This window comes from Pseudomonas imrae (assembly GCF_046352735.2).
Taxonomy (GTDB): domain Bacteria; phylum Pseudomonadota; class Gammaproteobacteria; order Pseudomonadales; family Pseudomonadaceae; genus Aquipseudomonas; species Aquipseudomonas imrae.
On sequence record NZ_CP110853.2, the window covers coordinates 5,065,986 to 5,092,322 of the forward strand.

At 59.8% G+C, this 26,337-nt stretch carries 32 protein-coding genes; 18 read left to right on the top strand and 14 right to left on the bottom strand.

Annotated elements, in window-relative coordinates:
* Positions 1-7: 7 nt before the first annotated feature.
* From OQ460_RS23125 to pilG, 4 genes are read right to left on the bottom strand one after another with little or no spacing between them, the layout of a single operon-like run.
* Positions 8-2,059 carry a methyl-accepting chemotaxis protein gene (locus OQ460_RS23125; RefSeq protein WP_410019597.1) on the bottom strand — a complete coding sequence of 684 codons (2,052 nt, stop codon included), beginning with the start codon at positions 2,057-2,059 and terminating at the stop codon, positions 8-10.
* Positions 2,056-2,595 carry a chemotaxis protein CheW gene (locus tag OQ460_RS23130; protein WP_410019598.1) on the bottom strand — a complete coding sequence of 180 codons (540 nt, stop codon included), beginning with the start codon at positions 2,593-2,595 and terminating at the stop codon, positions 2,056-2,058. The genes OQ460_RS23125 and OQ460_RS23130 overlap by 4 nt, the downstream gene beginning before the upstream one ends.
* A 12-nt stretch (positions 2,596-2,607) precedes the next feature.
* Positions 2,608-2,973, bottom strand: a complete 366-nt coding sequence (pilH, locus tag OQ460_RS23135; RefSeq protein ID WP_410019599.1) for a twitching motility response regulator PilH — start codon at positions 2,971-2,973, stop codon at positions 2,608-2,610.
* A 45-nt stretch (positions 2,974-3,018) separates the two neighbouring features.
* Complete coding sequence (gene pilG / locus OQ460_RS23140) at positions 3,019-3,426, bottom strand: twitching motility response regulator PilG (protein ID WP_410019600.1); 408 nt, start codon at positions 3,424-3,426, stop codon at positions 3,019-3,021.
* A gap of 238 nt (positions 3,427-3,664) precedes the next feature.
* Between pilG and gshB the strand changes: the two genes are divergently transcribed.
* The 7 genes from gshB (at position 3,665) to OQ460_RS23175 (ending at position 9,548) form a co-directional block, all read left to right on the top strand.
* Positions 3,665-4,618 (top strand): glutathione synthase, encoded by a 954-nt coding sequence (gshB, locus tag OQ460_RS23145; RefSeq protein WP_410019601.1) that lies wholly within the window; start codon positions 3,665-3,667, stop codon positions 4,616-4,618.
* A gap of 77 nt (positions 4,619-4,695) precedes the next feature.
* Positions 4,696-5,595 carry a TonB family protein gene (locus OQ460_RS23150; protein WP_410019602.1) on the top strand — a complete coding sequence of 300 codons (900 nt, stop codon included), beginning with the start codon at positions 4,696-4,698 and terminating at the stop codon, positions 5,593-5,595.
* A 61-nt stretch (positions 5,596-5,656) separates the two neighbouring features.
* Positions 5,657-6,226 carry a YqgE/AlgH family protein gene (locus OQ460_RS23155; RefSeq protein ID WP_410019603.1) on the top strand — a complete coding sequence of 190 codons (570 nt, stop codon included), beginning with the start codon at positions 5,657-5,659 and terminating at the stop codon, positions 6,224-6,226.
* Positions 6,226-6,663 (top strand): Holliday junction resolvase RuvX, encoded by a 438-nt coding sequence (gene ruvX / locus OQ460_RS23160; RefSeq protein ID WP_410019604.1) that lies wholly within the window; start codon positions 6,226-6,228, stop codon positions 6,661-6,663. Before OQ460_RS23155 ends, ruvX begins: the two co-directional genes overlap by 1 nt.
* Positions 6,664-6,744: 81 nt before the next feature.
* The gene (gene pyrR, locus OQ460_RS23165; RefSeq protein ID WP_410019605.1) at positions 6,745-7,251 is read left to right on the top strand and encodes a bifunctional pyr operon transcriptional regulator/uracil phosphoribosyltransferase PyrR; all 507 of its coding nucleotides are present in this window, start codon (positions 6,745-6,747) and stop codon (positions 7,249-7,251) included.
* A 24-nt stretch (positions 7,252-7,275) separates the two neighbouring features.
* Positions 7,276-8,280, top strand: a complete 1,005-nt coding sequence (locus tag OQ460_RS23170; RefSeq protein ID WP_410019606.1) for an aspartate carbamoyltransferase catalytic subunit — start codon at positions 7,276-7,278, stop codon at positions 8,278-8,280.
* Positions 8,277-9,548 (top strand): dihydroorotase, encoded by a 1,272-nt coding sequence (locus OQ460_RS23175; protein ID WP_410019607.1) that lies wholly within the window; start codon positions 8,277-8,279, stop codon positions 9,546-9,548. The genes OQ460_RS23170 and OQ460_RS23175 overlap by 4 nt, the downstream gene beginning before the upstream one ends.
* Positions 9,549-9,626: 78 nt before the next feature.
* Here OQ460_RS23175 and OQ460_RS23180 read toward each other — a convergent pair whose 3' ends face one another.
* The gene (locus OQ460_RS23180; protein ID WP_410019608.1) at positions 9,627-10,055 is read right to left on the bottom strand and encodes an NINE protein; all 429 of its coding nucleotides are present in this window, start codon (positions 10,053-10,055) and stop codon (positions 9,627-9,629) included.
* A 249-nt stretch (positions 10,056-10,304) separates the two neighbouring features.
* On the opposite strand from OQ460_RS23180, the gene OQ460_RS23185 reads away from it, so the two are divergent.
* A complete protein-coding gene (locus OQ460_RS23185) occupies positions 10,305-10,940 on the top strand; it encodes a C40 family peptidase (protein WP_410019609.1) in 636 nt (211 codons plus the stop codon).
* Between the two features lie 51 nt (positions 10,941-10,991).
* On the opposite strand, the gene OQ460_RS23190 is transcribed toward OQ460_RS23185, so the two are convergent.
* Positions 10,992-12,026 (bottom strand): type IV pilus twitching motility protein PilT, encoded by a 1,035-nt coding sequence (locus OQ460_RS23190; RefSeq protein ID WP_410019610.1) that lies wholly within the window; start codon positions 12,024-12,026, stop codon positions 10,992-10,994.
* 57 nt (positions 12,027-12,083) lie between these two features.
* Between OQ460_RS23190 and OQ460_RS23195 the strand changes: the two genes are divergently transcribed.
* From OQ460_RS23195 to OQ460_RS23235, 9 genes are all read left to right on the top strand, one after another.
* On the top strand, positions 12,084-12,770 hold the full coding sequence (locus tag OQ460_RS23195; protein ID WP_410019611.1) for a YggS family pyridoxal phosphate-dependent enzyme: 687 nt from the start codon (positions 12,084-12,086) through the stop codon (positions 12,768-12,770).
* A 33-nt stretch (positions 12,771-12,803) separates the two neighbouring features.
* Entirely contained in the window at positions 12,804-13,622 is an 819-nt protein-coding gene (gene proC / locus OQ460_RS23200) for a pyrroline-5-carboxylate reductase (RefSeq protein WP_410019612.1), read from the top strand.
* Between the two features lie 9 nt (positions 13,623-13,631).
* Complete coding sequence (locus OQ460_RS23205; RefSeq protein ID WP_410019613.1) at positions 13,632-14,222, top strand: YggT family protein; 591 nt, start codon at positions 13,632-13,634, stop codon at positions 14,220-14,222.
* 207 nt (positions 14,223-14,429) lie between these two features.
* On the top strand, positions 14,430-15,569 hold the full coding sequence (gene metX / locus OQ460_RS23210) for a homoserine O-succinyltransferase MetX (RefSeq protein WP_410019614.1): 1,140 nt from the start codon (positions 14,430-14,432) through the stop codon (positions 15,567-15,569).
* Positions 15,570-15,576: 7 nt separating this feature from the next.
* Positions 15,577-16,197: a methionine biosynthesis protein MetW gene (gene metW, locus OQ460_RS23215; protein ID WP_003213768.1), complete on the top strand. Its 621-nt coding sequence runs from the start codon at positions 15,577-15,579 to the stop codon at positions 16,195-16,197.
* 21 nt (positions 16,198-16,218) lie between these two features.
* On the top strand, positions 16,219-16,656 hold the full coding sequence (locus OQ460_RS23220; protein WP_410019615.1) for a DUF4426 domain-containing protein: 438 nt from the start codon (positions 16,219-16,221) through the stop codon (positions 16,654-16,656).
* The gene (gene rdgB, locus OQ460_RS23225) at positions 16,653-17,246 is read left to right on the top strand and encodes an RdgB/HAM1 family non-canonical purine NTP pyrophosphatase (RefSeq protein ID WP_410019616.1); all 594 of its coding nucleotides are present in this window, start codon (positions 16,653-16,655) and stop codon (positions 17,244-17,246) included. The genes OQ460_RS23220 and rdgB overlap by 4 nt, the downstream gene beginning before the upstream one ends.
* Positions 17,243-18,445: a radical SAM family heme chaperone HemW gene (hemW, locus tag OQ460_RS23230; protein ID WP_410019617.1), complete on the top strand. Its 1,203-nt coding sequence runs from the start codon at positions 17,243-17,245 to the stop codon at positions 18,443-18,445. The genes rdgB and hemW overlap by 4 nt, the downstream gene beginning before the upstream one ends.
* An 18-nt stretch (positions 18,446-18,463) precedes the next feature.
* Positions 18,464-18,787, top strand: coding sequence for a DUF3392 family protein (locus OQ460_RS23235; RefSeq protein ID WP_410019618.1), 324 nt, complete (start codon positions 18,464-18,466; stop codon positions 18,785-18,787).
* 82 nt (positions 18,788-18,869) lie between these two features.
* On the opposite strand, the gene trmB is transcribed toward OQ460_RS23235, so the two are convergent.
* The 4 genes from trmB to OQ460_RS23255 form a co-directional block, all read right to left on the bottom strand.
* Positions 18,870-19,595: a tRNA (guanosine(46)-N7)-methyltransferase TrmB gene (gene trmB / locus OQ460_RS23240; RefSeq protein WP_410019619.1), complete on the bottom strand. Its 726-nt coding sequence runs from the start codon at positions 19,593-19,595 to the stop codon at positions 18,870-18,872.
* A 9-nt stretch (positions 19,596-19,604) separates the two neighbouring features.
* Positions 19,605-20,399, bottom strand: coding sequence for a thiazole synthase (locus OQ460_RS23245; protein WP_410019620.1), 795 nt, complete (start codon positions 20,397-20,399; stop codon positions 19,605-19,607).
* Positions 20,400-20,466: 67 nt separating this feature from the next.
* Positions 20,467-20,667: a sulfur carrier protein ThiS gene (gene thiS, locus OQ460_RS23250; RefSeq protein WP_410019621.1), complete on the bottom strand. Its 201-nt coding sequence runs from the start codon at positions 20,665-20,667 to the stop codon at positions 20,467-20,469.
* A gap of 71 nt (positions 20,668-20,738) precedes the next feature.
* Entirely contained in the window at positions 20,739-21,116 is a 378-nt protein-coding gene (locus OQ460_RS23255; RefSeq protein ID WP_410019622.1) for a DUF423 domain-containing protein, read from the bottom strand.
* Positions 21,117-21,190: 74 nt separating this feature from the next.
* Between OQ460_RS23255 and mtgA the strand changes: the two genes are divergently transcribed.
* Positions 21,191-21,913, top strand: a complete 723-nt coding sequence (gene mtgA, locus OQ460_RS23260; RefSeq protein ID WP_410019623.1) for a monofunctional biosynthetic peptidoglycan transglycosylase — start codon at positions 21,191-21,193, stop codon at positions 21,911-21,913.
* Positions 21,914-22,066: 153 nt separating this feature from the next.
* Here the strand turns inward: mtgA and rpoH are convergent, their stop codons facing one another.
* The 4 genes from rpoH to ftsY all read right to left on the bottom strand — a co-directional run bounded on the left by rpoH (position 22,067) and on the right by ftsY (position 26,108).
* Positions 22,067-22,921 (bottom strand): RNA polymerase sigma factor RpoH, encoded by an 855-nt coding sequence (gene rpoH, locus OQ460_RS23265; protein WP_410019624.1) that lies wholly within the window; start codon positions 22,919-22,921, stop codon positions 22,067-22,069.
* A 129-nt stretch (positions 22,922-23,050) separates the two neighbouring features.
* The gene (ftsX, locus tag OQ460_RS23270) at positions 23,051-24,073 is read right to left on the bottom strand and encodes a permease-like cell division protein FtsX (protein ID WP_410019625.1); all 1,023 of its coding nucleotides are present in this window, start codon (positions 24,071-24,073) and stop codon (positions 23,051-23,053) included.
* A complete protein-coding gene (gene ftsE, locus OQ460_RS23275; protein WP_003213784.1) occupies positions 24,070-24,741 on the bottom strand; it encodes a cell division ATP-binding protein FtsE in 672 nt (223 codons plus the stop codon). The genes ftsX and ftsE overlap by 4 nt, the downstream gene beginning before the upstream one ends.
* Positions 24,738-26,108, bottom strand: a complete 1,371-nt coding sequence (gene ftsY, locus OQ460_RS23280) for a signal recognition particle-docking protein FtsY (protein WP_410019626.1) — start codon at positions 26,106-26,108, stop codon at positions 24,738-24,740. The genes ftsE and ftsY overlap by 4 nt, the downstream gene beginning before the upstream one ends.
* Positions 26,109-26,337: the final 229 nt, after the last annotated feature.

A 26,337-nucleotide genomic window follows, 5' to 3' on the forward strand; every position in this document is an offset into this window, starting at 1 on the left:
GCGTATTTTATTCATCGGTCTTGCGCGCCGGCGGCAAGGTAAAGCCGGACACCGAGCGCCGCAACTGGTTGGCCATTTTCGTCAAGTTGCCGATGCTTTCGGCGGTGGCCGTGGAGCCTGAGGAGGTCTGGCTGGTGATCTGTTGGATCACATTCATCGTCAGGGAAATCTGCCCCGCCGACGACGTTTGCTGCTGCGCCGCGTTGGAGATGCTCTGGATCAATGCAGCCAGTGTCTTGGACACGCCCTCGATCTCTTCCAGCGCCACTCCGGCATCCTGGGCCAGTCGGGCGCCGCGCACCACTTCGGTGGTGGTCTGCTCCATGGAGATCACCGCTTCGTTGGTGTCGGTCTGAATCGCCCGCACCAGGGTCTCGATCTGCCGGGTGGCCGCCGACGAACGTTCGGCCAGCCGCTGCACTTCATCGGCCACCACTGCAAAGCCACGCCCCGCGTCGCCGGCCATGCTCGCCTGGATGGCCGCGTTGAGGGCAAGGATGTTGGTCTGTTCGGCGATATCGTCAATCAGGCTGACGATGTCGCCAATCTCCTGGGAAGACTCGCCCAGGCGCTTGATGCGCTTGGCGGTGTCCTGAATCTGTTCACGAATGTTGTCCATGCCATGAATGGTGTTGTGCACCACTTCATTGCCCTTGTTGGCGATCTCTACCGAACGTTCGGCCACTGCCGAGGATTCGGCGGCATTGGCCGAGACCTGATCGATGGATTGGGCCATCTGGTTGATCGCCGTGGAGGCTTCGGCTATCTGCTGGGCCTGATGTTCGGAGGCCTGGGCCAGGTGCATGGCGGTGGCCTGGGTGTCCTGCACGGCGCCGGCAACCTGGCCGGCCGTGAGGTTGATCGTAGCCACCAGATCACGCAACTGGTCCACCGAATAGTTGATGGAGTCTGCAATGGTGCCGGTGAAATCCTCGGTCACCGAAGCGGTCACCGTGAGGTCGCCGTCGGCCAAGTCTTCGATTTCGTCCAGCAGGCGCATGATCGCGTTCTGGTTGCGCTCGTTTTTCTCGGCGGTTTCGCGCAACTGGCGATTGGTCTCACGCACCATCACCAAGCCGATAAGGATGATTGAGGTCAGGGCCAGCAAACCCAGGACATAACCGCCAATGGTGTCGAAGGTACGGCCGTCCGCGAGGTTTTCGAACCCCGTGGCCAAATGCGAAGCTTCATCCAGCAGGGTTTGCGACAAGCTGAAAATGTTGCTCGCCGAAGCGCGTACCTGGAACAGCTGTGGCGAGGTTTCGAGGATTTCGTCCACCGAGCCCGAGACGAACTCGAACAGTTCGGCAATTTCGGCCAGGCGCGCACGGGCGTCGGGGTCTTGTACCTGGCTGATCTTCAAGGCGGCATTGCCCTGAAGCATACTGCTGAGGACCTGGCCAAAACGATTGGCATCACGCCCAAAGGCATCGGCCGCCTTGACCGCCGTATCGTCGCCCGCCAACACCGTGTTGACCGCCCCCAGGATGCGTTCGGCCAGCAGCGATTGGCGCTGCGCCACAGCCACCTGGCTGGCTGGCGCACCGCGCTGCAGGAGAATTTCCACGACCTTTTCCGACTCCAGCTGCAATTGCGGTACGGTTTCGGCCAGGGTCGCGGCCACTTGATGCAGGGACAGCACTGTCTGCTCGCTGGCCAGGATCACGTCAGTGTTTTTCAGCAACTCTTCCCAGTCATGCTGCACTGCGCGCATTTCGCTGCGCACAGCGCTCGGCGCGGCGGGCAGGCCGGTGGCCGGATCGCCCTTTTTCAGGTGGCCCCAACGCCGGGCAAAATCATTGCGAGCCTCGTTCAGCAGCTTGAAAGCCGCAGCCTTGCCAGCTGCAGATTCCGTGGCGTTCTTGGCAATGCGCTGGGACAGCACCCGCAACTCGCCCGCATGACCGATGTACTGTTTGTCGTAGTTGGATTGGGTGTTGAGGTACGCGAAGTTGGCGAACAGCAGCATGATGAAGATGATCAGTGCGATAAACAGCACGATGATCTGCGAACGGCTACGTGACGCTTCCTGCGGTTTGACGGGGCTGACGCGGGTCATGCTGCAACATCCAGAAAGCCCCGGGCCTGGGCCAGGGCAAAGGGGCTGAAGACCTGCCACAGCGGCTCACCGCTGAACTGGCCTTGGATAAATGCCGCGCCGGTTACCGCCGGGCTTTGTGACGGGACGCGCTCAAGCAGATCCTGGGCAAAATGTTGCAGGCCGACCACTTCATCCACCAGCAAGCCGACAAAGATGTCTTCGTGCTCGATCACCAGCACCCGTCGCTGTTTGCGCACGGTCGTGAGTGTGTGGCCAAGAAACCCACACAGGTCGATCACCGGCAATAGTCGCCCGCGCAGATTGGCCACGCCCTTGACCCACGGCTTGACCCCGGGCATCAGGGTGCAGCGCGGCTCGTGCAACACTTCGGCGACCTCGCCCATGGGCGCGACATACCAATGGTCAGACAGCCGGAAGCCTATCCCGCTCCAGCTATGCGAACGGGTTTCCTGGGACGGCAGGTCTGCAGCCAACACGCGACAGCGGCGGTCGATGTCCAGCAGCAGCTCGAAGGCGGTTTGCGACTCGGTCATGGCAGCGGGCCGTCAGCCTGCCAGCACCGCGTTCAAGGTCTTGATCAATGTTTCTTCGTCCACCGGCTTGGTCAGGTAGTCCCTGGCGCCCTGGCGCGTGCCCCAGACCTTGTCGGTCTCCTGATCCTTGGTGGTGATGATGATCACCGGGATATGGCCGGTATCAGGATCCTTGGTCAACTGGCGCGTGGCCTGGAAGCCATTGAGGCCCGGCATGACGATATCCATCAGCACCGCATCGGGTTTTTCCTGGCGGGCAAGTGCTACGCCATCGCCGCCATTTGCTGCCTTGAGCACCTGATGCCCGTGTTTTTCAAGCATTTCGGTGAGTTTGTACATTTCAGTCGGCGAGTCGTCGACGATCAGAACGCGTGCCATGGTTTTCCCCACTACATTGGTAGACCCAAGCCCTTTGGGGCTGGGTCAATGTGCTTGTTCTACTGCCGCGAAACCCGGCACATAGGCCTTGATCGTACTCAGCAGCTCTTCCTTGCTGAAAGGCTTGGTCAAAAATTGATCAGAACCGACGATACGCCCCTTGGCCTTGTCGAACAGGCCATCCCTGGAGGACAGCATGATCACCGGGATCGACTTGAACGCCGGGTTGTTCTTGACCAGCGCGCAGGTTTGATAGCCATCCAGTCGCGGCATCATGATGTCGATAAAGATAATGTGCGGGTGATGATCAACGATCTTGGCCAGGGCATCGAAACCGTCGATGGCCGTGATGACTTCGCACCCTACGTTCTTCAGCAGTGTCTCGGCGGTGCGGCGAATCGTTTTCGAATCGTCGATCACCATCACTTTCAAGGCGTTGGAATGCTGTTCCATATCTGCTCTACCATCGCCACAGCGAATCGGTTTTCGGTGTGTACTGCCTGATGCTGCCAGGGAGGAGCGCCAAACCCTTGCAGTGCAAGGGCCACCACGCCCTGCCAGCCTTTTTAGCACAGACTGGAGAGGCAATCTATCGGCCGACCGGCAAGGTGGTTTTTCCTTGACCCACAACAGCCTGCGCGCCACTCTGACGCCACTTTTCATGCGCCCTTATTTGCTAGAGGAATCCCCCATGAGCGTTCGCGTCGGCATTGTCATGGACCCTATCGCCAGCATTTCCTATAAAAAGGATAGCTCGCTGGCCATGTTGCTGGCCGCCCAGGCCCGCGGCTGGACCCTGTTCTATATGGAGCAGCGCGATCTTTACCAGGGTGACGGTCAAGCGCGGGCGCGGATGCGTCCCTTGCAGGTGTTCGCCAACCCGGAAAAATGGTTCGAACTGCAAGACGAGGTCGACAGCCCCCTGAGCGACCTGGACGTGATCCTGATGCGCAAGGATCCACCGTTCGACATGGAGTTCGTCTACTCCACCTATCTGCTGGAACAGGCCGAGCGTGCTGGCGTGTTGATCGTCAACAAGCCGCAAAGCCTGCGCGACTGCAATGAAAAGCTGTTCGCCACCCTTTTCCCGCAGTGCACGCCGCCCACGGTGGTCAGCCGCCGCGCCGATGTGCTGCGTGAATTTGCCGCAAAACACGGCGACGTGATTCTCAAACCACTGGACGGCATGGGCGGTACCTCGATCTTCCGCCACCGTGCCGGCGACCCGAACCTGTCGGTGATCCTCGAGACCCTGACCGCGCTGGGCACCCAGCAGATCATGGGCCAGGCGTACCTGCCGGCGATCAAGGATGGTGACAAGCGCATCCTGATGATCGACGGCGAACCTGTGGATTATTGCCTGGCGCGCATTCCGGCGGCTGGCGAAACCCGTGGCAACCTGGCCGCCGGTGGCCGTGGCGAAGCCCGTCCGTTGAGCGACAAGGACCGCTGGATCGCAGCTCAAGTAGGCCCGACCCTGCGGGAAAAAGGCTTGTTGTTCGTAGGCCTGGACGTCATTGGCGAGCACCTGACAGAAATCAACGTCACCAGCCCGACCTGCATTCGTGAAATCGATAATGCGTTCGGCACGAATATCGGCGAAATGCTGATGGCGGCGATTGCCGCCAAGCTACAAGCCAAGTGACAGAGAACCGCCAGATGTAAACCGACATTGCGCTATCATGCCCCACCTGTGAAACGCACGATGTTGGTTTTCCTGCTATGACATTTCCGTCCAATCCGCCTCCCGAACTCACCCACAGTGGCGTGCGCCCGGCTGATCGGCTCGGATTTACCTTGTTCCTGGCGGCACTGGTCCATCTGGCGCTGATCCTCGGTCTGGGCTTCACGTTTGTGGAGCCCAAGCAAATCAGCAAAACCCTGGAAATCACCCTCGCCACGTTCAAGAGTGAAAAGGCGCCCGAGAAAGCCGATTTTCTCGCCCAGGACAATCAACAAGGCAGCGGCACCCTGGACAAGAAAGCCGTGCCCAAGACCACTGAAGTGGCGCCGTTCCAGGACAACAAGATAAATAAGGTCACGCCGCCTCCGGTGCCCAGGCCCGAGGTCAAGCAGGCTGCGCCCAAGGCCGCCGTCGCGACTACCGCGCCAAAGCCGCAGAAAACCGTGACTCAGCGGGAAAAGGTCAAGACTGACCCGGCTCCCAAGACGCCTGCTCCCACATTTGACAGCTCGCAACTCTCCAGCGAAATCTCCAGCCTGGAGGCTGAGCTGGCCAACGAGCAGCAGTTGTACGCCAAGCGTCCGCGCATCTACCGGCTCAATGCCGCCTCGACCACGCGCGACAAAGGCGCCTGGTATAAGGATGCATGGCGCAAGAAAGTCGAGCGCATCGGTAACCTGAACTACCCGGACGAAGCCAGGCGCCAACAGATTTACGGCAACCTGCGACTGCTGGTCTCGATCAACCGCGACGGCAGTTTGTACGAGGTACTGGTGCTGGAGTCCTCCGGCCAGCCATTGCTGGACCAGGCGGCGCAGCGAATTGTTCGCCTGGCAGCACCATTCGCCCCGTTTACTGGCGATCTGGCCGACATCGACCGCCTGGAAATCATCCGCACCTGGCGCTTTGCCAAGGGCGACCGGCTGTCCAGCAACTGATCGTGCCTGCAACCACATCCCCGGCTTGTCAGTTCGTCCCTCCAACGCCACACTAGCGGACATGAAAAATGTCAGCCCGACCTACCTCAAGCATCAATTCCTGATCGCCATGCCTCATATGGCCGACCCGAACTTTGCACAAACCTTGACCTATATTGTCGAGCATACGGCCAAGGGTGCCATGGGACTGGTGGTCAACCGCCCGCAGGACCTGAACCTGGCCGATATCCTCGAGCAATTGCGCCCGGACGTTGACCCGACAGCCGATTGCCAGGCCGTGCCGATCTACTTCGGCGGCCCGGTGCAGACTGACCGAGGTTTTGTGCTGCACCCCAGCGGCCCTACCTTCCAGGCGACGGTGGATCTGGACGGGCTGTCCCTGTCGACCTCCCAGGACGTTCTGTTTGCCATCGCTGACGGCGTCGGCCCGGCACAAAGCCTGATTACCCTGGGTTATGCCGGCTGGGAAGCGGGTCAACTGGAAGCAGAGCTGGCCGACAACGCCTGGCTGACCTGCCCGTTTGATGCCGACATCCTGTTCAACACCACCAGTGAACTGCGCCTGGAAGCAGCGGCGGCCAAGCTGCATGTCAACCTCAACCTGCTCACCAGCCAGGCGGGGCACGCCTGATGGCCTTGCGTCTGATCCTCGGCTTTGACTACGGCACCAAACAGATCGGCGTCGCCGTGGGCCAAGTGATTACCGGCCAGGCCCGCGAGCTGTGTACCTTGAAAGCCCAGAACGGCGTGCCGGACTGGAACCAGGTCCAAGCCCTGATCAAGGAATGGAAGCCTGACGCCGTGGTCGTCGGCCTGCCGTTGAACATGGATGGCAGCCCCAGCGAGATGTGCCTGCGCGCCGAAAAGTTCGCCCGCCGCCTCAACGGTCGCTTCAACCTGCCCTTCTATACCCACGATGAACGCCTGACCACCTTCGAGGCCAAGGGCGAACGCCTGGCCCGTGGCGGGCAGAAAGGCAGCTACCGCGACAACCCGGTTGATGCGATTGCCGCCGCCTTACTGTTGCAAGGCTGGCTGGATGAAAACACCGCTTTATTTGAATCCTGACTGACGCGGCTTGCCGCGTCTTCTTACGTTTAAGCCCGGACTTTGCCAGCTCACGCAGGCAAGGGCCTTGAAGGAGCCACCATGAGCCTGCCCAATCCCGCCGAACTGATCAGCCAGATGGCGACGAGCCTTCGCGCCCATCTACACCACCGCGCCATCAGCGAGCCGCGCTTTATCGGGATCCGCACCGGTGGCGTCTGGGTGGCACAGGCGTTACTGGAAGAACTGCGCAGCGATTCGCCCCTGGGTACTCTGGACGTTTCTTTCTATCGCGACGATTTCAGCCAGAACGGCCTGCACCCACAAGTGCGACCCTCGGCCCTGCCCTTCGAGATCGAAGGCCAGCATCTGGTATTGATCGATGACGTGCTGATGAGCGGTCGTACCATTCGCGCGGCGATGAACGAGTTATTCGATTATGGGCGCCCGGCCAGCATCACCCTGGTGTGCCTGCTGGACCTGGACGCCGGCGAGTTGCCGATCAGTCCGGATGTGGTTGGCACGACACTGTCGCTGGCAGCCAACCAGCGGGTAAAATTGTCCGGTCCTACGCCGCTCGAACTCGAACTGCAAGACCTCGTCCTTTAAACCGCCTTGTAAAGAGTCCCCGCGATGACGCCTCTAGATGCCAAGCGCCCGCTGCAGCTCAATGCTCAGGGTCAGTTGCAACACTTCTTGTCCCTCGACGGTTTGCCCCGCGAACTGCTCACAGAAATCCTCGACACCGCTGACTCGTTCCTTGAGGTCGGCGGCCGTGCCGTGAAAAAAGTCCCGCTGTTGCGTGGCAAGACCATCTGCAACGTGTTCTTCGAGAACTCCACACGCACACGCACCACGTTTGAATTGGCGGCCCAACGCCTATCGGCGGACGTGATCACCCTGAACGTCTCCACCTCGTCGGCAAGCAAGGGCGAAACCCTGCTCGACACCCTGCGCAACCTGGAAGCCATGGCGGCCGATATGTTCGTGGTCCGCCACGGTGACTCCGGCGCTGCGCATTTCATCGCCGAGCACGTGTGCCCGCAGGTGGCCATCATCAACGGCGGCGACGGTCGTCACGCTCACCCGACCCAAGGCATGCTCGACATGCTGACCATTCGGCGGCACAAAGGCGGTTTTGAAAACCTTTCGGTGGCCATCGTCGGCGACATCCTGCATTCGCGGGTCGCGCGCTCGAACATGTTGGCCCTCAAGACCCTCGGCTGCCTGGATATCCGGGTGATTGCGCCCAAGACACTGCTGCCGATCGGTATCGAGCAATACGGCGTAAAGGTCTACACCGACATGACCGAAGGCCTGAAAGACGTCGACGTGGTGATCATGCTGCGCCTGCAACGTGAGCGCATGGCTGGCGGCCTGCTGCCCAGCGAGGGTGAGTTCTACCGCCTGTTCGGCCTGACCACCGCGCGCCTGGCCGGCGCCAAACCGGATGCCATTGTGATGCACCCCGGCCCGATCAATCGCGGGGTAGAGATTGAGTCGGCGGTGGCCGATGGCCCGCATTCGGTGATTCTCAATCAAGTCACCTACGGCATCGCCGTACGCATGGCCGTGCTGTCCATGGCCATGAGCGGGCAAACCGCCCAACGTCAATTCGAGCAGGAGAACGCCCAGTGAAGCTCAGCATTCTCGGCGCCCGAGTCATCGATCCGGCCAGCGGCCTGGATCAAATCACCGATCTGCATCTGGAAGCCGGCAAGATCATTGCCATCGGCGCCGCCCCCAGCGGCTTCAGCGCGACCGAAACCATCGACGCTAAAGGCCTGGTTGCAGCGCCAGGGCTGGTGGACTTGAACGTCGCCCTGCGCGAGCCGGGTTATAGCCGTAAAGGCAGCATCGCCAGTGAAACCCGCGCCGCCGCGGCCGGTGGTGTCACCAGCCTATGCTGCCCACCACAGACCAAGCCGGTGCTGGACACCTCGGCCGTGACCGAGCTGATCCTCGACCGCGCCCGCGAAGCAGGCAACTGCAAGGTGTTCCCGATCGGCGCCCTGAGCAAAGGCCTGGACGGCGAGCAACTGGCAGAGCTGATTGCCCTGCGTGACGCCGGCTGTGTGGCTTTCGGCAACGGCCTGGACAGCTTCCGCAACACTCGTACCTTGTGCCGTGCCCTGGAATACGCTGCGACTTTCGACCTGACGGTGATTTTTCACTCACAGGACCACGACCTGGCCGAAGGTGGCCTGGCCCACGACGGCGCCACCGCCAGCTTCCTGGGTCTGCCGGGAATCCCGGAAACTGCTGAAACCGTGGCATTGGCCCGCGATCTGTTGCTGGTGGAACAAAGCGGCGTGCGGGCGCACTTCAGCCAGTTGACCAGCGCTCGCGGCGTAGCCCTGATTGCACAGGCCCAGGCGCGTGGCCTGCCGGTCACGGCGGATGTCGCGCTGTACCAGTTGATCCTGACGGACGAGGCGCTGATTGATTTCTCCAGCCTGTACCACGTGCAACCGCCCCTGCGCACCCGCGCCGACCGAGACGGTTTGCGGGCCGCCGTGAAGTCGGGCGTGGTTTCGGCCATTTCCAGCCATCACCAGCCTCATGAACGTGACGCCAAACTGGCACCTTTGGGTGCCACGGAACCTGGCATCAGCAGCGTCGAGTTGTTGTTGCCATTGGCGATGACCCTGGTTGAGGAAGGGTTGCTGGACCTGCCAACACTGCTGGCACGCCTGAGTTCAGGCCCGGCGCAGGCCTTGCGCCTGCCGGCGGGTAGATTGGCGGTGGGTTCTGCGGCAGATCTGGTGCTGTTTGATCTGGCCAGCTCCACCGTGGCTGGCGAGCAGTGGCTGTCCAAGGGTGAAAACTGCCCGTTCATCGGCCACAGCCTGCCGGCGAACGTGCGGTATACGCTGGTTGATGGGCGGCTCACCTATCAGGCTTGATCCGAACTAAAGCGGTCACGATTAAAATGTGGGAGCAAGCCCGCTCCCACATTTGGATCTTCGCCAGGCTGGCTAGGCTTATCGACCACCCACCCGCTCGGCATTGCGCATCGAAACCTGCGTGTTCAACGTCCAGAAGTCATACAGCACACCAATCAGGAACAACCCACCCGTCACTAGATACAAGAGCCCGGTAAGCCATTTGCCCTGATACATGCGGTGCAAGCCAAACACTCCCAGGAACGTCAGCAGAATCCACGCCACGTTGTACTCGATGGGCCCCGCAGTGAAACGCAAATCTGCTTCCCGGTCCATGGCCGGAATCAAAAACAGGTCGATCAGCCAACCAATGCCCAACAAGCCGAAGGTGAAAAACCAGATCGTGCCAGTCACCGGCTTACCGTAATAAAAGCGGTGCGCACCCGTGAATCCAAAAATCCAAAGCAGGTAACCAATCACCTTGCTATGGGTGTCCTGCTGCGAAGCATCCTGTCGATAGGTGTTCATGAATGACCTCTTTTGCCTCGATAGATAAATATTTCTGGTTTCTTTGTGACTTTTTTACAGGCGCCCGACGTACGGTAAATGATACCGTCACTCCCCTCAAAGCCTTATGCCACCTGCGTTGTGTAGGACAATTGCGACAGTTCGTCGCGAATTTCCTGAATTTGACCCCAGGGTTCATTCGACAAACGGCCTGAGAAAGACACACAAAGCTGTTATAAAGTTGCGCGCAAACCAATATGAGCCTGCCTGATGCGACCATTTTTAAAGACATGGCTAACCATTTGCCTATTAGTGCCACTGGCCGCCCACGCCACCAATCGTGAGCAACGACTTCCGAACGTTAACGGTTTTACCCCTAAAGTTCACGCGACAACCGGCTCGGCCAAATCGGTCAAGCTCACCGTCAAGCGCCCGACTCAACTGAAAAAGGCCAACGGCAAAGCAGTTCCTGGCCTTTTCGCGAGCAATAACCAGCAGAGCAGCAAAGTCTTGAGCCGTGCAGTCAACGTGCTCGGCACTCCTTATCGCTGGGGCGGCAGCAGCCCAAGCAAAGGGTTCGACTGCAGTGGCTTGGTGAAATACGCGTTTAATGATGTTGCCTCGGTGGATTTGCCGCGCACGTCCAACGCCATGGCCAGTGGCCATGGGCAAAAAGTCAATCGCAAGGACCTGAAACCCGGCGACTTGCTGTTCTTCAAGCTCAAGAGCCGCAGGGTCAATCATGTTGCCATCTATCTGGGCAACGACCGCTTCATCCACGCACCGCGCCGTGGCAAAACGGTCAGCATCGATACGCTGAAAAAACCGTTCTGGAGCAAGAACTACGTGATCGCCAAACGCGTCTTGCCTAAAGAACAGAACAATCTGAGGATTGTGCAGCGCTGATATCAAACAGCTTCCCACCTTTGAAACGCCTTCAAATGTGGGAAGCCCGCCTCACATTTCCCCGGGCGCCCGCGCGCTCTGCCGGGCCTCCTCACGGCTGATCAGCCCTTGGCTGACCAACGCCTTCAAGCTCATGTCCAACGTCTTCATCCCGAACGCCCCACCGGTCTGAATCACCGAGTACATCTGCGCTACCTTGTCTTCGCGGATCAGGTTACGGATCGCCGGTGTACCAAGCATGATTTCATGCGCCGCCACCCGCCCGCCGCCGACCTTCTTGACCAGCGCTTGAGACACCACCGCCTGCAACGACTCCGAAAGCATTGAGCGAACGATGGCCTTTTCATTGGCGGGAAACACATCCACCACCCGATCCACGGTTTTTGCCGCCGATCGGGTATGCAGGGTCGCGAATACCAGATGCCCGGTTTCCGCCGCCGTCAGGGCCAGGCGAATGGTTTCCAGATCACGCATTTCACCCACCAGAATCACATCCGGGTCCTCGCGCAGAGCAGAGCGCAGGGCTGCACAGAAGCTGTGGGTGTCGCGGTACACCTGGCGCTGACTGACCAGCGCTTTTTGTGAGGGATGAACAAACTCGATGGGATCTTCAAGTGTGAGGATATGTCGTGGGCGATGGTTGTTGAGGTAATCGATCATTGCCGCCAGGGTGGTGGATTTTCCCGAGCCTGTAGGCCCGGTCACCAGCACCAGCCCCTGGGGCAAATCGGCAATACGCCGGAACACATCTCCCAGTTGCAGTTCCTCGAGACTGAGTACCCGTGACGGAATCGCGCGAAATACCGCGCCCATTCCTCGGTGCTGCCGGAACACATTCACGCGAAAACGCGCCACCTCAGGCAACTCGAACGAAAAGTCCGTTTCAAGAGATGTTTCGAAATCCTTTTGCTGGTGTGCATTGAGCAAGGGACTGAGCATATCCGCCACTTGCGTAGCGCTCAGCACGGGCCAGTCGAGGGGGTGAATGTCGCCATCGACCCGCACCCTCGGCGCCAGACCGGCCGACAAATGCAGGTCCGAAGCGCCGAGGCTGACGCTTTCGGCCAGCAGTTCAGTGATATCCATAGGGCTTTCCATTTCCAGTAGAATGCCGCGGACTCCATATCCGCGGGCGCAACTTGAATGTCGACCATAGCAGACAATATTGGCCTGGTTAGTGACCGGATCCTTGCGGCGGCCCTGGCCGTGCAGCGGGATGAAACCAGCGTGCAGTTGCTGGCCGTGAGCAAGACCAAACCCGCGCAAGCCGTGCGCGAAGCCTATGCCGCCGGGATGCGCGACTTTGGCGAAAACTACCTGCAGGAGGCCCTCGGCAAACAAGTCGAATTAGCTGACCTGCCCTTGTGTTGGCACTTCATCGGCCCCATTCAATCGAACAAGACGCGCGCTATCGCCGAGAACTTCGCCTGGGTGCATTCCGTGGACCGTTTGAAAATTGCACAACGTCTGTCCGAACAACGCCCAGTTGAGCTGCCACCGCTGAATATCTGCATTCAGGTCAACGTCAGTGGCGAAGCCAGCAAATCCGGCTGTACACCCGCCGATCTGCCGGCATTGGCCGCAGCGATCAGCAGCCTGCCGCGCCTGAAACTGCGTGGCTTGATGGCTATTCCCGAGCCGACCGACGAGCGCGCCGAGCAAGATGCTGCGTTCGCCAAGGTTCGCGACCTGCAGGCGAGCCTGAACCTTGAGCTCGACACACTTTCCATGGGCATGAGCCATGACCTCGAGTCGGCCATCGCCCAAGGCGCTACCTGGGTGCGGATCGGTACCGCGCTGTTTGGTGCCCGCGACTACGGCCAGCCTTGAAATGGCTGACTTCCATCTGAGTAAGGACCTGTCATGAGCAACACGCGTATTGCCTTTATCGGCGCCGGTAACATGGCGGCCAGCCTGATCGGCGGCCTGCGGGCCAAAGGTCTGCAAGCAGCGCAGATCTGCGCCAGCGACCCGGGTGCCGAAAGCCGCGCTCGGGTGAGCGCCGAACACGGTATCAAGACCTTTGCCGACAACGCCGAGGCCATCCAGGATGCCGATGTGATCGTGCTGGCGGTCAAGCCACAGGCCATGAAAGCCGTGTGCCAAGCTCTGCGCCCGAGCCTGCAGCCCCATCAACTGGTGGTCTCCATTGCCGCCGGCATCAATTGCGCAAGCATGAAAACCTGGCTTGGCGAGCAGCCAATTGTGCGTTGCATGCCCAATACGCCGTCGCTGCTGCGCCAGGGTGTCAGCGGCTTGTACGCCACCTGCGAAGTCAGCCCGACGCAACGCAACCAGGCCCAGGAACTGTTATCGGCCGTAGGCATCGCCCTGTGGCTGGAACAAGAGCAGCAACTGGACGCCGTCACGGCCGTATCGGGCAGCGGCCCGGCATACTTTTTCCTGATGATCGAAGCCATGACCGCTGCCGGGGTAAAACTGGGCCTGTCACGGGAAACTGCCGCGCAACTGACCGTGCAGACGGCGTTGGGCGCGGCGCAGATGGCCGTGTCCAGTGATGTCGATGCGGCCGAGCTGCGCCGTCGCGTCACTTCGCCAAACGGCACCACGCAAGCTGCCATCGAATCATTCCAGGCCGGGGGTTTTGAAGCCCTGGTAGAAAAAGCATTGGGCGCCGCCGCGCACCGCTCGGCCGAACTTGCCGAACAACTGGGTCAATAAGGAGCCAACATGATTGGTTTGAACACCGCAGCCGTCTACGTGCTGCAAACCCTCGGCAGCCTGTACCTGCTGATCGTGCTGTTGCGCTTTGTCCTGCAATTGGTACGTGCCAACTTTTACAACCCGCTCTGCCAATTCGCCGTGAAGGCTACCCAACCGCTGCTCAAGCCACTGCGCCGGGTGATCCCGAGCCTGTTCGGCCTGGACATGTCATCGCTGGTGCTGGCGATCCTGGTGCAACTGGCGCTGATGGCCCTGACTCTGTTGCTGACTTACGGCACTATGGGCAACTTCCTGCAACTGCTGGTCTGGGCCGTCATTGGCGTGACCGCGCTATTTCTGAAGATTTTCTTCTTCGCTCTGATCATCAGCGTGATCTTGTCGTGGGTAGCACCGGGCAGCCATAACCCTGGGGCCGAACTGGTCAACCAGATCTGCGAGCCGGTGCTGGCGCCGTTCCGCAAGATCCTGCCGAACCTGGGCGGGCTGGATATTTCGCCGATCCTCGCGTTCATGGTGCTCAAGCTGCTGGATATGCTGGTGATCAACAACCTGGCGGCGATGACCATGATGCCGGACATCCTGCGCTTGCTGATCTAAAGCCAACACCGCCCCAATGTGGGAGCAGGCTTGCTCGCGATAGCGGTGGATCGGTCGACATCTCAATTGACTGGTCTACCGCAATCGCGAGCAAACCCGCTCCCACATTTTGTAACTATGGATTGAATTGAATCCATGCAGGCCTTTGCTTGCCGCTGGGGTCCCCGCTCTTTAGACTTACGCCTCATTTAAACGAGAGCAGGGTCGATGCCAGCTGCCTTCCCCCCCGATTCTGTTGGACTGGTCGTGCCCCAAATGGCGCATTTCAGCGAACCGCTGGCCCTGGCCTGCGGTCGTTCGCTGCCAGCCTACGACCTGATCTATGAAACCTACGGTGAGCTGAATGCCACGGCCAGCAACGCCGTGCTGATTTGCCACGCGCTGTCGGGGCATCACCACGCCGCCGGCTATCACGCTGTCGACGAGCGCAAGCCCGGTTGGTGGGACAGTTGCATCGGCCCCGGCAAGCCCATCGACACCGACAAGTTCTTTGTGGTCAGCCTGAACAACCTCGGCGGCTGCAACGGTTCCACCGGCCCCAGCAGCATCAACCCGGAAACCGGCAGGCCATTTGGCGCCGATTTCCCGGTGCTGACCGTGGAAGACTGGGTCCACAGCCAGGCGCGCCTTGCCGACCTGTTGGGTGTTGCCCAGTGGGCTGCGGTGATCGGTGGCAGCCTTGGCGGCATGCAGGCGCTGCAATGGACCATCACCTACCCGGACCGCGTACGCCATTGCCTGGCCATTGCCTCGGCCCCCAAGTTGTCGGCGCAGAACATCGCGTTCAACGAAGTGGCGCGCCAGGCGATCCTCACCGATCCCGAGTTCCACGGCGGCTCGTTCCAGGAACAGGGCGTGATCCCCAAGCGCGGCTTGATGCTGGCGCGGATGGTCGGGCATATCACTTACCTGTCGGACGACTCCATGGGCGAGAAATTCGGCCGTGGGCTCAAGAGCGAGAAGCTCAACTACGACTTCCATAGCGTCGAGTTCCAGGTCGAAAGTTACCTGCGCTATCAGGGCGAAGAGTTTTCCGGGCGTTTCGACGCCAATACCTACCTGCTGATGACCAAGGCCCTGGACTATTTCGACCCGGCGGCGAGTTGCGACAATAACCTGGCGAAAACCTTCGCGGCCGCCACCGCCAAGTTCTGTGTGATGTCGTTCACCACTGACTGGCGTTTCTCTCCGGCCCGCTCCCGGGAACTGGTGGATGCACTGATGGCGGCAAAGAAAGACGTCTGCTACCTGGAGATCGATGCACCGCAAGGCCATGACGCCTTCCTGATCCCGATCCCGCGCTATTTGCAGGCCTTCAGCAACTACATGAACCGCATAACTTTGTGAGAACGCCATGAGAGCCGACCTGGAAATCATCCAAGACTGGATCCCCGCCGGCAGCCGCGTGCTCGACCTGGGTTGCGGCGATGGCGAACTACTGAGCTGGCTGCGCGACAACAAGCAAGTCACCGGCTATGGCCTGGAAAACGATCCGGACAACATTGCCCAATGCGTGGCCAAAGGCATCAACGTGATCGAACAGGACCTGGACAAGGGCCTGGGCAATTTTGCCAGCAACAGCTTCGATATCGTCGTGATGACCCAAGCTTTGCAGGCTGTCCACTATCCGGACCGGATCCTCGACGAAATGTTGCGGGTCGGCCGCCAATGCATTATCACCTTCCCCAACTTCGGCCACTGGCGCTGCCGCTGGTACCTGGCGACCAAGGGCCGCATGCCGGTGTCGGATTTCCTGCCGTACACCTGGTACAACACGCCAAACATCCACTTCTGCACTTTCGAAGACTTCGAAGCACTGTGCGGTGAACGTGAAGCCAAAGTCATCAACCGCCTTGCCGTCGATCAACAGCACCGGCACGGTTGGGCGAGTAAGCTATGGCCCAATCTGTTGGGCGAAATCGGTATTTACCGGGTCAGCAGTCCTGGCCTGACAGACCATCAGATTGCCGTCTAACCATTTTCAAGAGGGACGATCATGAGTCGCTTGGCAGTTTTTCTACTTACCTCGTGCCTGGGCGCCAGTGCCATGGCTGCTGACGTCATCGACAGCAATCGCCAGAAGGCGTTTGGTGACATCACCGTGCATTACAGCACGCTGAGCACCACCTACCTGCAACCTGAAACCGCCCAGGCCATCGGCGTGGTGCGCAGCAAGAACAAGGGACTGATCAACGTCTCTGTGATCAAGGGAGTCGGCTCGGTAGCGGCGCAAGTGACCGGGTCCATCAAGGACCTGACCGGCAAGAGTGAAATGTTGACGTTCAAGCAGATCAGCGAAAAAGGCGCGACCTATTACATCGCACCCTATTCCGTGCCACAGCAAGAAGTCAGAGTGTTTACCATCAATGTTGAAACCGGCGGCAAGGCCCATGGTTTCAGTTTCAGCCAAGAATTGTTCCCGACCGAAAAATGAACCTTACCCAACTCGTGCTGGCCAGCCATAACGCCGGCAAACTCAAAGAACTCCAGGCTATGCTCGGCGATTCCGTGCGACTGCGCTCGGTTGGCGAATTCAGCCAGGTCGAGCCGCAAGAAACCGGTCTGTCCTTCGTCGAGAACGCCATCCTCAAGGCACGCAATGCCGCGCGCATTTGCGGCATGCCGGCGCTGGCCGACGATTCAGGCCTGGCCGTGGATTTCCTCGGCGGTGCGCCTGGCATCTACTCGGCACGTTACGCCGATGGCAAGGGTGACGCGGCGAACAACGCCAAGCTGCTGGATGCCCTCAAGGATGTGCCGGATGCCGAGCGCGGCGCGCAGTTCGTCTGCGTTCTGGCCCTGGTACGTCACGCTGACGATCCGCTGCCGATCCTGTGCGAAGGCTTGTGGCACGGACGCATCCTGCATGCGGCCAGTGGCGAGCAGGGCTTTGGCTACGACCCGCTGTTTTGGGTACCGGAGCGCAGTGTTTCCAGCGCCGAGCTGAGCCCTGCCGACAAGAACCAGATCAGCCACCGCGCCCGCGCAATGGCTTTGCTGCGCCAGCGCCTGGGCCTGAAATGACCCACGACACCCCGGCACTGCCGCTGATCCACGGCGGTGCGCAAACACCTCGGGCGGCCCTGCCTCAATTGCCGCCCCTGGCGCTGTATATCCACATCCCGTGGTGTGTGCGCAAATGCCCTTATTGCGACTTCAACTCCCATACCGCCAGCAATGTGCTGCCGGAAGAAGAGTATGTGGATGCATTGCTGGCCGATCTCGATCAGGACCTGTACGCGGTATATGGCCGTGAGTTGAGTTCGATCTTCTTTGGCGGCGGCACACCGAGCCTGTTCAGTGCCGCAGCCTTGGGGCGGCTATTGGAAGGTGTCGAGCAGCGGATCCGCTTCGCCCGCGACATCGAAATCACCCTGGAAGCCAACCCCGGCACCTTCGAACAGGACAAGTTCGTGGCGTACCGCAAGCTGGGGATCAATCGCCTGTCCATCGGTATCCAGAGCTTCCAGCCAGAAAAGCTCAAGGCCCTGGGCCGTATCCACAGCGGCGACGAAGCCGTGCGTGCCGCTGGCATGGCGCGCCAGGCCGGGTTCGATAACTTCAACCTGGACCTGATGCACGGTTTGCCCGATCAGTCCCTGGATGATGCTCTCGACGATCTGCGACAGGCTATCGCCCTCAAGCCGACTCATTTGTCGTGGTACCAACTGACCCTGGAACCCAACACGGTGTTCTGGAACCAGCCGCCTGAGCTTCCGGAAGACGACACCCTGTGGGATATCCAGGAAGCCGGGCAGACCCTGCTCGCCGAACACGGTTACACCCAGTATGAGGTCTCGGCGTATGCCCAACCGGGCCGAGCGGCAAGACACAACCTCAATTACTGGAGCTTTGGTGACTTTATCGGGATCGGCGCCGGCGCCCATGGCAAGCTCAGCCATCCGGACGGGCGCATTGTGCGCACCTGGAAAACCCGCGCACCGAAGGACTACCTCAACCCGGCGAAAGACTTTCAGGCCGGGGCGAAAGAACTGAGCAACGAAGAGTTGCCCTTCGAGTTCCTGATGAACGCCCTGCGCCTGACCGACGGCGTCGAGGCCAGGCTCTATGCCGAGCGTACCGGCCTGGAGCTGGCCAGCCTGGATGATGCTCGCCGTGAGGCAGAACAAAGTGGCTTAATGCAGGTCGAACCGTCACGCCTGGCGGCCACCGACCGTGGGCAACTCTTTCTCAATGACCTGCTGCAGAAGTTTTTGAGCTGACCGCTCTAAGGAAATCGAATGGATCTGGTACTCGACCTGCTCGCCACCGTATCCCGCTGGAGCCGCAGTAACCTGTCGGAAATCTCCCTGGCCCTCGTCGGCTGCATGCTGGTGCTGTTCGGCGCCGACATCAAGGGCTGGGTCGACGCACGCCTGGGCAACATTGCCGGCGCCCTACGCGTGCCGCTGATGGCCTTGCTGTGCCTGATAGGCAGCGGTGCGGCGCTGATCTACGCCACGCCATGGATTGTTCGCGGCTTGAGCCAGTTCAATAACTACAGCCTGGCGCCGGTATTGCTGGTGGTGCTGGTGTTGATCGGCGTCGTCGCCGACCGCCGCTAACCCCAAAACCAAATGTGGGAGCGGGCCCGCTCCCACACAAGCACGCTCCCACATTTTTATCGCATTTAAAGCCAGCAGCTTATCAGTCGATTTTTTCGAACTTCAAATCCCAGACCCCATGCCCCAGTCGCTCGCCGCGACGTTCGAACTTGGTGATCGGGCGCTCGGCCGGACGCGGCACGCATTTGCCGTCGTCTGCCAGGTTGCGGTAGCCAGGAGCGACGTTCATCACTTCCAGCATGTATTCGGCATAGGGCTCCCAATCGGTGGCCATGTGCAGGATGCCGCCGACCTTGAGCTTGCTGCGCACCAACTGCGCGAAGGACGCCTGGACGATGCGGCGCTTGTGGTGACGGCTCTTGTGCCAGGGGTCAGGGAAGAACAGCATCAGGCGGTCGAGGCTGTTATCAGCGATGCAGCGGTTAAGCACTTCAATCGCATCGCAGTCATAGACCCTCAGGTTTTTCAGGCCTTGGGTCAACACACCGTTGAGCAGCGCGCCGACGCCCGGACGGTGAACTTCCACACCGATAAAGTCCTGCTCCGGCGCGGCAGCCGCCATTTCCAGTAGGGAATGGCCCATGCCGAAGCCGATTTCCAGGGAGCGCGGGGCCGAACGGCCGAACACTTGATCGAAGTCCACCGGCGCATCGGCCAGCGGCAGGACGAACAGCGGCGTACCCTGCTCCAAACCCTTTTGCTGGCCTTCGGTCATACGCCCGGCGCGCATCACGAAGCTCTTGATGCGGCGGTGCTTGGACTCGTCGCCTTCTTCCAGGGTGTTCGGCGTTTCGTTTGATTCAGTCATCAATGGCTCTTACTTGATCAGACCATCCAGCGGCGAGGAGGCGCTGGCGTAAAGTTTCTTCGGCATGCGCCCGGCGAGGTAAGCCAGGCGGCCTGCGACGATCGCGTGTTTCATGGCTTCGGCCATCATGATCGGCTGTTGCGCGTTGGCGATAGCCGAGTTCATCAGGACTGCTTCGCAGCCCAACTCCATGGCGATGGTGGCATCGGAAGCGGTGCCAACACCGGCGTCCACCAGTACGGGGATCTTGGCCTCTTCGAGAATGATCTGCAGGTTGTACGGGTTGCAGATCCCAAGGCCAGTACCGATCAAGCCAGCCAGTGGCATCACGGCGATACAGCCGATTTCGGCCAGTTGGCGGGCGATGATCGGGTCATCGCTGGTGTAGACCATCACGTCAAAACCTTCCTTGACCAGTGTCTCTGCGGCCTTGAGGGTTTCGATCACGTTGGGGAACAGGGTTTTCTGGTCGGCCAGGACTTCCAGCTTCACCAGGTTGTGACCGTCGAGCAGTTCACGGGCCAGGCGGCAGGTGCGCACGGCCTCGATGGCGTCGTAGCAACCGGCCGTGTTCGGCAGGATGGTGTAGCGGTCCGGTGGCAGGATATCCAGCAGGTTCGGTTCGCCCGGGTTCTGGCCCAGATTGGTGCGGCGCACGGCCACGGTCACGATCTCGGCGCCCGAGGCTTCAATGGCCAGGCGGGTTTCTTCCATGTCACGGTACTTGCCGGTGCCTACCAGCAAACGCGACTGGTAGGTACGACCGGCCAGGACGAAGGGCTTGTCGCTACGAACGATGCTCATGGGAAATCCTCGAAATGGAGTGAGGTTCTGCAGTATTCAGGGCCAAACACAAGCGCCGGACGGTCGATCAGCCGCCGCCGATGGCGTGGACCACTTCGACCTGGTCGCCTTCGTTGAGCGTGGTCTCGGCATGCTGGCTACGCGGGACGATATCCTGGTTGAGTTCCACTGCGACGCGACGCCCGGTCAGGTCCAGACGGGTCAGCAGGGCCGCAACGGTTTCACCGTCAGGCAGTACAAAGGATTCGCCGTTCAACTGAATGCGCATGCAACGGGCCGCCATCGCTTTTAGGGGCCAGCATTCTAGCTTGATCGACGCAGATGACCCAAGCCCCTTGGTCAGGCCAGCTGCAAGCGCCACGCAGCCAGCCCAAGGCAGAGCCAACCGATCAGGAAGGCCAGGCCACCAAATGGCGTAATGATCCCCAGCTTGCCGATACCGATGGTGGTCAGCAGGTACAGGCTGCCGGAGAACAACAAAATGCCTACGGCAAATGAAACACCGGCCCACATCACCAGGCGCCCGGGAATATGCGCGGCCAGCAACGCCACGCCAAAGAGCGCCAGCGCATGCACCAGTTGGTAGGTGACGCCGGTATGAAAAATCGCCAGGTAATCGGCGCTCAGGCGGTTTTTCAGGCCATGGGCAGCGAATGCGCCAAGGGCAACACCGGTAAAACCGAAAAAGGCAGCCAGCATCAGAAAGCCACGCAGCATGAGGAACTCCAGTCAGACGCATTGGGCAGGGTCTGTATAATGGCCCGCTCAACGGGTTCGGCCAAGCCATCTCTATGCTGCGTTTTCTCTTCAGTCGTTTTCTCAAAGCCGTGAAATGGTTTGTCATCGCCAGTATTTTGCTGGTGCTGCTGTTTCGCGTGGTCCCGCCGCCGTTTACCGCCTTGATGGTCGAGCGCAAGATTGAATCCTGGACCGATGGTGAGCCCATAAACCTGCAGCGCACCTGGGTACCTTGGGATGAGATCTCCAACAACCTGAAACTGGCGGTCATGGCTGGCGAGGACCAACGCTTCCCCCAACATTGGGGCTTTGATTTCGGCGCGATCCAGGCTGCGTTACTGCATAACGAGCGCGGAGGGACGATTCGCGGCGCCAGCACGTTAAGCCAGCAAGTCTCGAAGAATCTGTTTCTGTGGTCAGGACGCAGTTGGCTGCGAAAAGGGTTGGAGGCGTGGTTTACCGGCCTGATCGAGGTGCTGTGGCCCAAGCAGCGAATTCTTGAGGTGTACCTCAACAGCGTGGAATGGGATGAGGGTGTGTTTGGTGCGCAAGCGGCTGCGCGCCATCACTTTGGCACAAGTGCCAAGGCACTGAGTCGCCAGCAGGCCAGTTACCTGGCGGCGGTGTTGCCTAATCCGCGAGTGTGGAGTGCCAGTCATCCGACTTCTTACGTTGCAAGGCGCGCGGCGTGGGTTCGCCAGCAGATGAGTCAGTTGGGTGGGGAAAGTTATTTGGTTGAGTTGAACAACTCCCGAAAAGCCCCCTGGGCGCACTGACCTCCCCCCTAAAACAACTGTGGGAGCTGCAGTGCGACGTTTCGACTTGCTCGCGAAAGCGGTGGATCAGTCACCTAAGATATTGACTGAAATTCCGATTTCGCTAGCAATCCCGCTCCCACATGGCTCCCACATGTTTGATCGCGTCGCTAGTTAGGCGGCGATCGACAGTTTGAGCTTGTTCATCGCGCTTTTTTCAAGCTGACGAATCCGCTCGGCCGACACGTTGTACTTCTGTGCCAGGTCGTGCAGCGTGGCTTTTTCTTCCGCCAGCCAACGCTGGTAGAGAATGTCACGACTCCGATCATCCAGCACTTCCAGTGCTTCGTGCAGGTTGTTGTTGGAGTTGTCGCTCCAGTCAGCGTCTTCCAACTGACGTGCCGGGTCATACCGGTGATCTTCCAGATAATTGGCCGGCGATTGGAAGGCACTGTCGTCGTCCGCTTCTGCGGCCGGGTCGAAGGCCATGTCATGGCCGGTCAGGCGGCTTTCCATCTCGCGAACTTCTCGAGGCTCTACCCCGAGGCTTTCTGCCACGCGGTGGACTTCCTCGTTGTTCAGCCACGCCAGGCGTTTTTTCTGGCTGCGCAGATTGAAGAACAGCTTGCGCTGGGCCTTGGTGGTCGCGACTTTCACAATGCGCCAGTTGCGCAGGATGAACTCGTGGATTTCCGCCTTGATCCAATGCACCGCGAACGACACCAGGCGCACGCCCATTTCCGGGTTGAAGCGCTTTACAGCCTTCATCAGGCCAACATTGCCTTCCTGGATCAGGTCAGCCTGAGCCAGACCGTAACCGGAATAGCTACGGGCGATATGTACGACAAACCGCAGGTGGGCGAGCACCATCTGCCGAGCCGCCCCCAAATCCTGCTCATAGTAGAGACTCTCGGCCAGTTCACGCTCCTGCTCGGGTGTCAGCAATGGAATGCTGTTGACCGTATGCACATAGGCTTCCAGGTTTGCACCCGGAACCAGGGCATAAGCAGGTTGCAAAGAAGTGGTCATACGAATAAACCTCCGACTCACATAACTCGTGCAGTTCAGCACTGCGAAAATTGACCGGGAACCGTAGGACAAGTTCCCTAAACCACTGATACGGTCAATACAAACGAAACCACATTAATCTGGCATTAACTACTTCGGTGCCAGCTCACGTAAATGCCGTGCCACCGCGATCCACGCACCGATATACCCCAACAATACCGCCCCTAGCAAGAGCGACAAGCCATCGGCAACCGGCACCCCGGCCAGGGCAAAATCACTGCCGTACAAGCCGGCGAGCCCTACCACCGCGTCGTTCAGCCAATCCAGGCCGAACGCCAGAACGCCCCAGGACAAAATCCCGGCACCAAAGCCATAAAGCGCGCCCATATACAGAAAAGGACGACGCACATAGCTGTCTGTGCCGCCCACCAGTTTAATCACTTCTATCTCGGTGCGACGGTTTTCAATATGAAGACGAATGGTATTGCCTATCACCAAAAGTAATGCGGAAACCAGCAACACCGTCAGACCGAAGACAAACCGGTCACCCAGCTTGAGGATCGCCGCCAGGCGTTCGACCCAGACCAGATCCAGTTGCGCCTGTTGCACCTTGGGCAACTCGGCCAGTTTTTGCCTCAACCCTTCAAGGGCCTGCTTGTCGACCTCATTGGGCGTTACCAACACTACGCCGGGCAACGGATTTTGCGGCAGCTCTTTAAGCGCCTCACCCAGGCCCGACTGTTGCTGGAACTCTTCCAGCGCCTGCTCGCGGCTGATGTACTCGGCATCTGCCACACCCGGCATGTTCTTGATCTGCTCGCGCAAGGCCTCGCCTTCACTGGCGCCAGCGTCCAGCTGCAGATACAGGGAAATCTGTGCCGCTCGCTGCCAGGAACCGCCCAGGCGCTCGACATTGTTAAGCAGCAGCGAAAGCCCCATCGGCAGGCTCAGGGCCACGGCCATTACCAGGCAAGTAAAAAAGCTGCCAATCGGTTGCTTGCCCAGGCGCCGCAGGCTATCGAGCAAGCTGGCACGATGACTTTCGATCCAGGCGTGGAGCAAGGTGCTGAAATCCGGACCGTCGTCTTCATCGCGTTTCTTTTTCTGCGGTTGCGGGTCGGCCGGTTTTGGCGCAACGCGCTCGGATACTTTAGGACTGCGAGTCGCACTCATACGCCAGCCTCCCCATCGCCAATCAGGCGGCCGCGTTGCAGGGTCAGCATGCGGTGGCGCATGCGGGCGATCAGCGCCAGATCGTGACTGGCGATCAGCACGCTGGTGCCCAGCCGGTTGATATCTTCGAAAACGCCCATGATTTCTGCCGCCAGGCGCGGGTCGAGGTTACCGGTCGGTTCGTCCGCCAGCAGCAAGGCCGGACGATGGACGATGGCGCGGGCAATGCCGACACGCTGTTGCTGGCCGGTCGACAGGTCGCCCGGGTATAGATCGGTCTTGTCCGAAAGCGCCACGCGCTCCAGGGCCGAATCCACCCGCTTGACGATTTCTGCCTTGGACAACCCAAGGATCTGCAACGGCAAGGCGATGTTATTGAACACCGTGCGATCAAACAGCAACTGGTGATTCTGGAACACCACACCGATCTGGCGCCGCAGGAATGGGATCTGCGCATTGCTGATAGTGGCCAGGTCCTGGCCCGCCAGCAGCAGTTTGCCGGTAGTTGGGCGCTCCATCGCCAGCAACAAGCGCAGCAGCGTACTTTTGCCGGCACCGGAATGCCCGGTTACAAACAAGAACTCACCGCGACGCACCCTGAAACTCAGCTCATGCAAGCCAACGTGGCCGTTGGCATAGCGTTTACCTACCTGCTCGAAACGAATCATGAACGCTCCCGCTCGGCAAACAATGCCTGGACAAAGGGCTCGGCTTCAAACGTGCGCAGATCGTCGATGCCTTCACCGACACCGATATAACGAATCGGCAACCCGAATTGTTTCGCCAAGGCAAAGATCACCCCGCCCTTGGCCGTGCCGTCGAGCTTAGTCAATGCCAGCCCGGTCAGTTGCACCGTCTGGTTGAATTGTTTGGCCTGGCTGATGGCGTTTTGGCCAGTACCGGCGTCCAGCACCAGCAGAACCTCGTGCGGCGCTTCGGCGTCCAGCTTGCCGATGACCCGGCGTACTTTCTTCAGCTCTTCCATCAGATTGTCTTTGGTATGCAGGCGTCCGGCGGTGTCAGCGATCAATACGTCGATGTTACGGGCCTTGGCAGCCTGTACCGCATCGAAGATCACCGATGCCGAATCGGCGCCCGTGTGCTGGGCGATCACCGCAATATTGTTGCGCTCGCCCCATACTTGCAGTTGCTCCACCGCTGCTGCGCGGAAGGTGTCGCCGGCAGCAAGCATGACTTTCTTGCCTTCAAGCTGCAGCTTCTTGGCCAGCTTGCCAATGGTGGTGGTCTTGCCGGCACCGTTGACACCGACTACCAGGATCACGAAAGGCTTGTTCTGCGAATTGATGACCAGTGGTGCTTCCACCGGCTTGAGCATGGCGGCCAACTCGGCCTGCAATGACTTATAAAGCGCGTCGGCGTCAGTCAACTGCTTGCGCGCGACCTTCTGGGTCAGGCTCTGGATGATCACCGCGGTGGCTTCGACACCCACGTCAGCGGTCAGCAAGCGGGTTTCGATGTCTTCGAGCAGCTCGTCATCGATGATTTTCTTGCCCAGGAACAGGCTGGCCATGCCTTCGCCGATGCTGGCGCTGGTTTTGCTCAAGCCTTGCTTGAGGCGGGCAAAGAAACCGGTCTTGCCGGCCTCCGTAGGGGCGGTCACGACCGGAACAGGCTGTTCGACGATTGGCGGCGACTCGACGACAAACGGCGCGGGCTCGACAATCGCCGGGATTGGCGGTGCCACGTGCTCGGCCTGCACATCCTCAACCAGCGCTACAGGCTCTTCGGCTACCGGCAATGGCGGCCAAGGCTGGTGTTCTGGCTCGGGCTCCGGGACAGGCGCGGGCTCGTCCTCTGCGGCGGGCTGCAATACCGGCTCGGCAATAGGCAGCACCACCGGCTCCGGCACCTCGACAACCGGTTCCGACTCTACGGCCGGTTCTGGAAGCGGTTCAGGTTGGATGTGTGGCTGTTCGACGACGGTTTCCTGCGGCTTTTTGCGCAGCCATCCGAACAGGCTTTTTTTCTCGCCAGCCGCAGCTGGGGTCTTTTTGTCGTCGTTGGAACCAAACATGGAGGACGGCTATCTCAAAGTAGCGACGCGCCCAGGTGGCGCCTCGGTAAATAATATTCGATGCGCAACAGACTGTTTTTTAGCCAGCTTGTTCATGCGCAACATTTTGTGAGGCGTTAATACAGCCTCGACAAATCGATTCAAAGTAGAATTGAAACGATAAAATCGGCGAAAAATGGAAGATATTCGGGGAAAACCACCGCTAACCTCACAATCCCTGCAACAGGAT

Bases quoted from the DNA above. Each gene is read 5' to 3' on its own strand.
- OQ460_RS23125 (WP_410019597.1), bottom strand. From the start codon at position 2,059: ATGACCCGCGTCAGCCCCGTCAAACCGCAGGAAGCGTCACGTAGCCGT.
- OQ460_RS23130 (WP_410019598.1), bottom strand. From the start codon at position 2,595: ATGACCGAGTCGCAAACCGCCTTCGAGCTGCTGCTGGACATCGACCGC.
- pilH (WP_410019599.1), bottom strand. From the start codon at position 2,973: ATGGCACGCGTTCTGATCGTCGACGACTCGCCGACTGAAATGTACAAA.
- pilG (WP_410019600.1), bottom strand. From the start codon at position 3,426: ATGGAACAGCATTCCAACGCCTTGAAAGTGATGGTGATCGACGATTCG.
- gshB (WP_410019601.1), top strand. From the start codon at position 3,665: ATGAGCGTTCGCGTCGGCATTGTCATGGACCCTATCGCCAGCATTTCC.
- OQ460_RS23150 (WP_410019602.1), top strand. From the start codon at position 4,696: ATGACATTTCCGTCCAATCCGCCTCCCGAACTCACCCACAGTGGCGTG.
- OQ460_RS23155 (WP_410019603.1), top strand. From the start codon at position 5,657: ATGAAAAATGTCAGCCCGACCTACCTCAAGCATCAATTCCTGATCGCC.
- ruvX (WP_410019604.1), top strand. From the start codon at position 6,226: ATGGCCTTGCGTCTGATCCTCGGCTTTGACTACGGCACCAAACAGATC.
- pyrR (WP_410019605.1), top strand. From the start codon at position 6,745: ATGAGCCTGCCCAATCCCGCCGAACTGATCAGCCAGATGGCGACGAGC.
- OQ460_RS23170 (WP_410019606.1), top strand. From the start codon at position 7,276: ATGACGCCTCTAGATGCCAAGCGCCCGCTGCAGCTCAATGCTCAGGGT.
- OQ460_RS23180 (WP_410019608.1), bottom strand. From the start codon at position 10,055: ATGAACACCTATCGACAGGATGCTTCGCAGCAGGACACCCATAGCAAG.
- OQ460_RS23185 (WP_410019609.1), top strand. From the start codon at position 10,305: ATGCGACCATTTTTAAAGACATGGCTAACCATTTGCCTATTAGTGCCA.
- OQ460_RS23190 (WP_410019610.1), bottom strand. From the start codon at position 12,026: ATGGATATCACTGAACTGCTGGCCGAAAGCGTCAGCCTCGGCGCTTCG.
- OQ460_RS23195 (WP_410019611.1), top strand. From the start codon at position 12,084: ATGTCGACCATAGCAGACAATATTGGCCTGGTTAGTGACCGGATCCTT.
- proC (WP_410019612.1), top strand. From the start codon at position 12,804: ATGAGCAACACGCGTATTGCCTTTATCGGCGCCGGTAACATGGCGGCC.
- OQ460_RS23205 (WP_410019613.1), top strand. From the start codon at position 13,632: ATGATTGGTTTGAACACCGCAGCCGTCTACGTGCTGCAAACCCTCGGC.
- metX (WP_410019614.1), top strand. From the start codon at position 14,430: ATGCCAGCTGCCTTCCCCCCCGATTCTGTTGGACTGGTCGTGCCCCAA.
- metW (WP_003213768.1), top strand. From the start codon at position 15,577: ATGAGAGCCGACCTGGAAATCATCCAAGACTGGATCCCCGCCGGCAGC.
- OQ460_RS23220 (WP_410019615.1), top strand. From the start codon at position 16,219: ATGAGTCGCTTGGCAGTTTTTCTACTTACCTCGTGCCTGGGCGCCAGT.
- rdgB (WP_410019616.1), top strand. From the start codon at position 16,653: ATGAACCTTACCCAACTCGTGCTGGCCAGCCATAACGCCGGCAAACTC.
- hemW (WP_410019617.1), top strand. From the start codon at position 17,243: ATGACCCACGACACCCCGGCACTGCCGCTGATCCACGGCGGTGCGCAA.
- OQ460_RS23235 (WP_410019618.1), top strand. From the start codon at position 18,464: ATGGATCTGGTACTCGACCTGCTCGCCACCGTATCCCGCTGGAGCCGC.
- trmB (WP_410019619.1), bottom strand. From the start codon at position 19,595: ATGACTGAATCAAACGAAACGCCGAACACCCTGGAAGAAGGCGACGAG.
- OQ460_RS23245 (WP_410019620.1), bottom strand. From the start codon at position 20,399: ATGAGCATCGTTCGTAGCGACAAGCCCTTCGTCCTGGCCGGTCGTACC.
- thiS (WP_410019621.1), bottom strand. From the start codon at position 20,667: ATGCGCATTCAGTTGAACGGCGAATCCTTTGTACTGCCTGACGGTGAA.
- OQ460_RS23255 (WP_410019622.1), bottom strand. From the start codon at position 21,116: ATGCTGCGTGGCTTTCTGATGCTGGCTGCCTTTTTCGGTTTTACCGGT.
- mtgA (WP_410019623.1), top strand. From the start codon at position 21,191: ATGCTGCGTTTTCTCTTCAGTCGTTTTCTCAAAGCCGTGAAATGGTTT.
- rpoH (WP_410019624.1), bottom strand. From the start codon at position 22,921: ATGACCACTTCTTTGCAACCTGCTTATGCCCTGGTTCCGGGTGCAAAC.
- ftsX (WP_410019625.1), bottom strand. From the start codon at position 24,073: ATGAGTGCGACTCGCAGTCCTAAAGTATCCGAGCGCGTTGCGCCAAAA.
- ftsE (WP_003213784.1), bottom strand. From the start codon at position 24,741: ATGATTCGTTTCGAGCAGGTAGGTAAACGCTATGCCAACGGCCACGTT.
- ftsY (WP_410019626.1), bottom strand. From the start codon at position 26,108: ATGTTTGGTTCCAACGACGACAAAAAGACCCCAGCTGCGGCTGGCGAG.